8 protein-coding genes and 1 tRNA gene are annotated in these 7,593 nt (G+C 71.3%); 4 read left to right on the top strand and 5 right to left on the bottom strand.

All coding sequences use genetic code 11. The features are described 5' to 3' along the window. A partial coding sequence (aceB, locus tag ACTHNQ_RS03930) for a malate synthase A (protein ID WP_440331271.1) occupies positions 1 to 1,407 on the bottom strand: 1,407 nt, incomplete at its 3' end. 25 nt (positions 1,408 to 1,432) lie between these two features. Then, positions 1,433 to 2,860 (bottom strand): NAD-dependent malic enzyme, encoded by a 1,428-nt coding sequence (locus ACTHNQ_RS03935; RefSeq protein WP_440331273.1) that lies wholly within the window; start codon positions 2,858 to 2,860, stop codon positions 1,433 to 1,435. A gap of 188 nt (positions 2,861 to 3,048) precedes the next feature. On the opposite strand from ACTHNQ_RS03935, the gene ACTHNQ_RS03940 reads away from it, so the two are divergent. Beyond that, entirely contained in the window at positions 3,049 to 3,807 is a 759-nt protein-coding gene (locus tag ACTHNQ_RS03940; protein WP_440331274.1) for an IclR family transcriptional regulator, read from the top strand. Between the two features lie 73 nt (positions 3,808 to 3,880). On the opposite strand, the gene ACTHNQ_RS03945 is transcribed toward ACTHNQ_RS03940, so the two are convergent. Beyond that, positions 3,881 to 4,846 (bottom strand): DMT family transporter, encoded by a 966-nt coding sequence (locus ACTHNQ_RS03945; protein ID WP_440331276.1) that lies wholly within the window; start codon positions 4,844 to 4,846, stop codon positions 3,881 to 3,883. Between ACTHNQ_RS03945 and ACTHNQ_RS03950 the strand changes: the two genes are divergently transcribed. Together ACTHNQ_RS03950 and ACTHNQ_RS03955 are read left to right on the top strand one after the other, a co-directional pair. Then, the gene (locus ACTHNQ_RS03950) at positions 4,794 to 5,582 is read left to right on the top strand and encodes a hypothetical protein (RefSeq protein WP_440331278.1); all 789 of its coding nucleotides are present in this window, start codon (positions 4,794 to 4,796) and stop codon (positions 5,580 to 5,582) included. The two genes, ACTHNQ_RS03945 and ACTHNQ_RS03950, sit on opposite strands and share 53 nt — an antisense overlap. 46 nt (positions 5,583 to 5,628) lie before the next feature. Beyond that, positions 5,629 to 5,904 carry a hypothetical protein gene (locus tag ACTHNQ_RS03955; RefSeq protein WP_440331280.1) on the top strand — a complete coding sequence of 92 codons (276 nt, stop codon included), beginning with the start codon at positions 5,629 to 5,631 and terminating at the stop codon, positions 5,902 to 5,904. 18 nt (positions 5,905 to 5,922) lie between these two features. Here the strand turns inward: ACTHNQ_RS03955 and ACTHNQ_RS03960 are convergent. Continuing rightward, a tRNA-Thr gene (locus ACTHNQ_RS03960) sits at positions 5,923 to 5,995 on the bottom strand. Between the two features lie 56 nt (positions 5,996 to 6,051). Continuing rightward, positions 6,052 to 7,002 (bottom strand): DsbA family protein, encoded by a 951-nt coding sequence (locus tag ACTHNQ_RS03965; RefSeq protein WP_440331282.1) that lies wholly within the window; start codon positions 7,000 to 7,002, stop codon positions 6,052 to 6,054. Positions 7,003 to 7,252: 250 nt separating this feature from the next. Here ACTHNQ_RS03965 and ACTHNQ_RS03970 point away from each other — a divergent pair. Then, on the top strand, positions 7,253 to 7,593 hold a 341-nt coding region (locus ACTHNQ_RS03970), incomplete at its 3' end, for an ATP-binding cassette domain-containing protein (protein WP_440331284.1).

The raw sequence follows: 7,593 nt of genomic DNA on the forward strand, positions 1-7,593 counted from the left end.
GTCGGCCAGGACGACGCCGTTGCGGATCTGCTGCCACACCTGCGACCGCGAGATCTCGGCGGTGGCGGCATCCTCCATGAGGTTGTGGATCGCCACCGCGCCGTTGCCCGACAGCCACACCGCGATGTAGGCGATCGCGACATAGAGGTTGGTGCGCAGGCCCGTCTCGGTGACCGCGCCCGGCGCCGAGGCGACGTCGAGCAGCTGGCTGCCGGTGACCTCCACCTCGGGCCGCTGCCGGTCGAGCTGATTCGGCCGGTCGCCGAGCACGGCGTCGAAGACCGCACGGCAGATCGGCACGAGGTCGGGGTGGGCCACCCACGAGCCGTCGAAGCCGTCGTTCGCCTCGCGCGTCTTGTCGGCGCGCACCTTCTCGAACGCGGCCTCGGTGACCTCGGGCTCGCGGCGGTTCGGGATGAAGGCCGCCATGCCGCCCATCGCGAAGGCACCGCGCCGGTGGCACGTCTTGACGAGCAGCTCGGTGTAGGCGCGCATGAACGGCGCCGTCATCGACACGTCGGCGCGGTCGGGCAGCACGAACGAGTCCCCCGCGTCGCGGAAGTACTTCACGATGCTGAAGAGGTAGTCCCACCGGCCCGCGTTGAGCCCCGCGGCGTGGTCGCGCAGCTCGTACAGGATCTCGTCCATCTCGAAGGCGGCCGGGATCGTCTCGATGAGGACGGTGGCGCGGATCGTCCCCTGCGGGATGCCGAGGGCGTCCTGCGCGAACACGAACACGTCGTTCCAGAGCCGCGCCTCGAGGTGGCTCTCGGTCTTGGGCAGGTAGTAGTACGGACCCTGCCCGTTGTCGATGAGCTGCCGCGCCGTGTGGAAGAAGTGCAGCCCGAAGTCGACGAGCGCGCCCACCGCGTCACGGCCGTTCACCTCGACGTGCTTCTCGTCCATGTGCCACCCGCGCGGCCGCGCGACGACGACGGCGAGCGGAGCGTCCTCGCGCAGGGCGTACACCTTGCCCTCGGGCGACGTGTACGCCAGCTCGCCGCGGGCGGCGTCGTGGAGCGTCAGCAGGGCGTCGACGACGTTCGACCACGTCGGCGTGGACGCGTCCTCGAGGTCGGCGAGCCACACCTTCGCGCCGGAGTTCAGGGCGTTGATCGCCATCTTGGCGGGCGTGGCCGGGCCGGTGATCTCGACGCGGCGGTCCTGCAGCGCGGGCGGCGCCGGAGCGACCGTCCAGTCGCCGGCACGGATCTCGGCCGTCTCCGGCAGGAAGTCGAGCGTGCCGGTGCGCGCGACCTCGTCGCGACGCACCCTGCGCGCGGCCAGGAGCTCGTCGCGGCGCGCGGCGAACCTCTCGTGCAGCTGCTCGACGAAGGCGAGCGCGTCGGGGGTGAGGATCTCGCCGGCGCGGGCGGGCGCCGCTGCGGAACGGATGGCGATGGTCATGGGGGCTCCTCTCAGGGGCGGGTCGTCAAGCGGCGGTGCGAGCGAGGTCGTCCTGCCGCGCGGCAGGCTCCTCGGCCTGGGCCGCCGCGGCCACGGCGGCGGCGACGTCGCCCGCCACCAGCGGGTCGAACACGCTCGGGATGATGTAGCTGGCGTGCAGCTCGTCGTCCGACACCCGCTTCGCGATGGCATCGGCGGCCGCGACGAGCATGGCCGGCGTGATCTCGACCGCGTGCGCATCGAGCAGGCCGCGGAAGAACCCCGGGAACGCCAGGACGTTGTTGATCTGGTTCGGGAAGTCGCTGCGACCGGTCGCGACGACCGCCGCGTGGCGCGCCGCCAGCACGGGGTCGATCTCGGGATCGGGATTGGCCATCGCGAACACGATCGCACCGTCGGCCATGCTCTTGACCTCCGCCTCGCCGATGACATCGGGCGCCGAGACGCCGATGAAGACGTCCGCGCCGACGAGGGCGTCGGCGAGGCTCCCGGTGACACCCTCGGCGTTGGTGTTGGCGGCGAGCCAGCGGCGGTGCTCGTCGCTGTACTGCTCCCCCGCGTGGATGACGCCCGTACGGCCCGCGGCGACGATGTGCCGGGCGCCCTCCGCCTTCAGCAGCTGGATGATGGCGGAGCCGGCCGCACCGACGCCCGACACGACGATGCGCACGTCGGCGAGGTTCTTGCCGACGACCCGCAGCGCGTTCTGCAGCGCGGCCAGCGTCACGATGGCCGTACCGTGCTGGTCGTCGTGGAAGACGGGGATGTCGAGCTCGTCGCGCAGGCGCGCCTCGATCTCGAAGCAGCGCGGAGCCGCGATGTCTTCGAGGTTCACCCCGCCGTAGACCGGCGCGATCGCCTTCACGATCCTGACGATCTCGTCGGTGTCCTGCGTGTCGAGGCAGACGGGCCACGCGTCGACGTCGGCGAACTGCTTGAACAGCGCCGCCTTGCCCTCCATGACCGGCAGCGCGGCGGCGGGGCCGATGTTGCCCAGGCCGAGCACCGCCGAGCCGTCCGTGACGACGGCGATCGTGTTGCGCTTCACGGTGAGGTTGCGGGCATCCTCGGGGCGCTCCGCGATGGCGAGGCACACGCGGGCGACGCCCGGCGTGTAGGCGCGCGACAGGTCGTCGCGGTTTCGCAGCGGCACCTTCGGCACGATCTCCAGCTTGCCACCGAGGTGCATCAGGAAGGTGCGGTCACTCGTGTGCAGCACCGACACGTCGGCGAGTGCGGCGAGCGCCTGCTGCACCTGCGCGCCGTGGTCGGCGTTCGACGTGTTGCAGGTGACGTCGACGACGAGGGAGTCCGGGCGCGACTCGACGACGTCGAGCGCGGTGACGGCTGCGCCGGCACGGCCGACGGCGGCGGCCAGTTCGGCGGTGGAGCTGACGCTCGCGGGCGCCTGCACGCGCAGCGTGATCGAGTAGCCGGGGCTGGGGTTCGCCATTGATCCTCCTCGTTCGCTCGACCACTTCCACTGATCGAGAACTAGTTTCCGTATTATGGATAGTAGTTTCTGCCACGCGGAAAAGCAATCGTCGCAATCGGATGCCGCGTCCCCGCGTCGCGCGTGCGGTGCGGCATCCCTCTTCCGTATCGTGGACGGAGACCCCGACGGAGTGGAAAGGTGACGACATGGCCGAGAAGGCGTCCGGAGGTGTGCAGTCCGTCGAGCGCGTGTTCGAGCTGCTCGAGCTGATCACCGACGCCGACGGCGAGGTGACCCTCAGCGAGCTTGCCGCCTCGACCGAGCTGCCGCTGCCCACGATCCACCGCCTGCTGCGCACGCTCGTCGGCATGGGGTACGTCCGGCAGCTGCCCAACCGCCGCTACGCGCTCGGGCCTCGGCTCATCCGGCTCGGCGAGGGCGCCAGCAAGCAGCTCGGCGCGATCGCCCGCCCGCAGCTCGCGCGTCTTGTCGACGCCCTGGGCGAGACCGCAAACATGGCGGTGCTCGACTCCGACATGGTGGTCTACGTCGGCCAGGTGCCGTCGAAGCACTCCATGCGCATGTTCACGGAGGTGGGTCGCCACGCTCACACGCACGCGACCGGCGTGGGCAAGGCGATCCTGGCGACGCTCGACGACGACGTCGTGCGCGGCATCGTGAGCCGCGTCGGCATGCCCACCGCCACCCCGATGGCCATCGGAGACATCGACTCGCTGCTGGCGGAGCTCGACCGCATCCGCGAGCGCGGCTATTCGATCGACGAGCAGGAGCAGGAGATCGGCGTCCGGTGCTTCGCCGTCGCGGTGCCGCACGCGCCCACCCCGACCGCCATCTCGGTGTCGGGCCCCGTCTCCCGTGTCGACGAGGCGTTCGCCGAACGCGCCGTCCCCCTCCTTATCGACGCCGCACAGGTGCTCTCGCGGGAGCTCGGCGACGCGGCCTGATCCAGCGGGTCAGCGCGCGGACTCCGCGCCCGCGGCGGGTCAGCGCCCGCGGCGGGTCAGCGCGCGCGGCGGGTCAGCGCCCGCGGCGCGTCCAGCGCCACGGCACCGCCGCGACCACGACCGACAGGATGGCGAGCGACGACATCAGCAGCGACTGCCAGAGCGACGGGGCGGCGGCGGTCGGCCACAGCGCGTCGATCAGCACCGACGTGACCACCTGCCCGACGACGGTGCCGAGACCCAGCAGCAAGACCCCGGTGTAGGGCACGAGGGCGGCCGCGAGGAAGATGTAGGTCACGCCGATCACACCGCCGGCGTACAGCCACGGCTCGGACGGGAAGACCGTGGGCGGCGGGGCGACGGTGAGCGAGTGCACCAGCTCGGCGATGCCGAGCACGACCGTGCCGCCGATGAAGTTCACCAGTGTCGCCGTCAGCGGCGTGCCGACGCGCTGGCGCAGGCGGCCGTTCACCGCGGACTGCCACGCGATCCCGGCGCCGACGAGGAACGGCAGCACGATCAGCACCGGCGGGGCGTGGACGCCGCCGGCCAGCGACACCGCCGCCGCGAGCATCGCCAAGGCACCCCCGATGAGGCGCGCCGGGGTCACCGCGACGACGCCCGCGGGGCCGATGCCCGAGCGGTCGAGCAGCAGCCCGCTCACGGTCTGACCGGCCACCACCCCGACGGTGAACAGCGCGACGCCGATGATGCCGACGGCGAGCGATTGCGTGGCCACCGAGAGCGCGCCCGCGACACCGCCGCACAGCATCCAGAACGGGATGCCGGCGCGCCCGTCCTCATCGCGCCGCCGCACTCCCGCGACCAGCGCCGCGAAGCCGCGGCGCCCCTGCGGGACGACGAGCGACAGCACGATCAGGACCGCGAGCCCCGAGCCGAACGAGATCACGGCGGCGGTGAAGCCGTCGCCCAGGCGCGCGCCGAGCTGACCGTTGATGCGGGCCTGGATGGCGGTGAGGATGCCGATGACCGCCGCTGCACTGATCCCGATCCAGGCGGGCAGGCGGCGGTCGGTCACCGATCAATCATGCCCTGCCCACGGGCGGCTCACCGCCGCCGCGGCACCGCTGACGCCCGAGTTACCCTGGATCGTGCCCGTCTCGTCGCGAACCCGAACACTGCTCACATGGCTCCCCGCCACGGTGCTCGTGCTCATCATCGCCGGAGTCGTCATCGCCTCCCTCGCGATCCAGGGGTCCTGGTGGGCGCAGGACCGTCCGGCCGCCTCCGACGACCAGCGGGCGTCGGACGGCTCGACGATGCTCACCGACACCGGCTTCGACTACGTCAATGTCTCGGGCACCTTCAAGGTGCGCATCGGCGAGGGCGCGTTGTCGGCAGCGGGTCTGGGCATGCCGGAGGACGGCGAGAAGAGCGCCGAGTTCCGCCGCCCGGTGCGGGCGGTCATCGCCGCGGGCAAGGAGCTCTACGTGCTCGACGACATCTCCGGGCTCACGGCGACAACCGTCGACGGCGAGCTCGCATCGGTCACGTTCGTCCCCGACGTCACGAGCAACTGGAGCGGCGCGCTGGACTACCTGCGCGCGCTCTCCCCCGATCTCGGATGGGATGCCGCACAGCTCGACCCGCTGACCGAGCAGCTCGGCGAGTTCAACCGCTCCGGCGAGGGCGACACCTTCACGGCGCGCATCGGCCCGTCCGAGGGCGGTCCCGCGAAGATCACCGGCGACATCCTGTTCGACCGCGCGACCGGCGCCACGCCGGTGACGATCACGTTCGAACCCGCCGGCTGAGCGCGCCCGGCAAGGTCCACCGGTCGACGCTTCGTAGAGTGGATGCATGCTGATCGGCCGCATCCGTCCCGTCGAGACCCGCACACTCGAGGTGCAGGGCGAGTCGCTCGCGGCACTGCGCGCCGCCGTGGACGCGCAGCTGCCCGCCGGCTGGGTCGTCACAGACGTGCCGGCGGCCATGCCCAAGGGCTCGCAGCTGCTGACGTCCACCGCCACGATCGCGCGCCGGGACGGCGTCGAGCAGATCGAGGCCGACGACCTGGCCGCACTGGAGGCCAAGGTGCCCGAGGGCTGGCAGCTGCTGAGCGTGCACAAGGTCTGAGCAGCTCTGCTGCGGAGGTGCCGGCTACAGGACTTGAACCTGCAACCCCCGTATTACAAGTACGGTGCGCTACCAATTGCGCCAAGCCGGCAGAGCGCCCAGTCTAGCGGCGCCCGTCCCACGCCCGTCACCGCGGGCGCGGGCCGATCACGGAGCCGGTGTGGCCGTCGGGGTCGGAGTCGCCTTGTAGTACGAGTCGCTCGCGACCGTGAGGACGAACTGCGCGAACTCCTTGGGGTCGTCGATCTTGCCGACGTACTGCGTGCCGTTGACGAGGATCGTGGGGGTCGCGGTCAGCGCGACGCCGCCCGAGTCGGGCAGCTCTTTGAGCGCCTGCTCGGTCGCCGTCTTGACCCACAACGTGTACGACTGCTGCTCGATGCAGTTGCGGACGACCTTGGGGCCGTCGAGCCCCGTCGCGATCGCGAGGTCGGCCAGCTCCGAGTCGCTCAGCCCGTCGGAGTCGACACCCGGCTGCTGAGTGAGCAGGGCGTTGTTGAAGGCGAAGAAGTACTCCGGCGAGTTCTGCGCCACGCACGCGGCTGCGCCCGCGGCGCGCAGCGAGTACTTCGTGCCGTTGGACTTGGCCGTGAGCATCGCGACCGGGTAGTAGGTGAGGGTGGCGGCGCCGGAGTCCACCCACTGCGACAGCTGCTTGACGTTCGCGACCTGGAAGTCGCGCGAGCCGCTCGACAGGTAGTCGACGTACACGCGGATGTCGACGGCGGGCGCCTCGGTCGGCGTCGCGGTGGGGGTCGGCTGGGTCTCGGTCGCCGCCGCATCGCCGGTGGGCGCGGGAGTCGCCTCGGCGGCGCCTGCGCCGTTCTCGGCCGACGGGACGCCGGTGCCGCGGACGCCGGTCACCACGAAGCCGCCCGCGACGTTGGACGGGTCGGCCATCGGCTTCGACGCGCTCGACGACACGGTCCAGGTCACGACGACGGCGACGACGGCGATGACGGCGAGCCCCAGGGTCACGAGCGTCGTCCGGCGGATGAGCCGGGCTCGGGACTGGCGCGCCTTCACCTGCTGCGCCTTCTCGCGCACGGCGTCGCGGCGCTCGCTGGACGCGGCGTTCTGTGACTCGTCGCTCGACATGGAACCTCTCGTGGCGAAGGCCGGCCGCGGGCTGCGGGGCGGGGAATTGCGCGGGACCGCACGGGAAAGCGGCCGTCCACGATGCTAGTCAGCCACCCTGGGAAATGCCCAGATGCAACCTCCGCGCGCGGTGTGTCACGCGCGTGTCATACTGTTGCGAGCGCCCGACGACGGGCGTGCGGGAAAGCCCCCGCTCATTCCATCACTACGGATCGTCCGGCACGTACCTGCCGGTGAAGGAGAAGAGAACATGGCGTCCGTCACGTTTGACAACGCAACCCGCCTGTACCCCGGGGGCACGCGCCCCGCGGTCGACAAGCTGAACCTCGAGGTCGCCGACGGCGAGTTCCTGGTTCTCGTCGGCCCCTCGGGCTGTGGCAAGTCCACCTCGCTGCGCATGCTGGCCGGCCTCGAAGAGGTCAACTCGGGCCGCATCCTCATCGGCGACCGCGACGTCACCGACGTCCCGCCGAAGGACCGCGACATCGCGATGGTGTTCCAGAACTACGCGCTGTACCCGCACATGACCGTCGCCGAGAACATGGGCTTCGCCCTGAAGATCGCCGGCGTCGGCAAGGAGGAGCGCGCCGC

The sequence above is a fragment of the Microbacterium sp. genome (assembly GCF_051953575.1).
Lineage (GTDB): Bacteria > Actinomycetota > Actinomycetes > Actinomycetales > Microbacteriaceae > Microbacterium.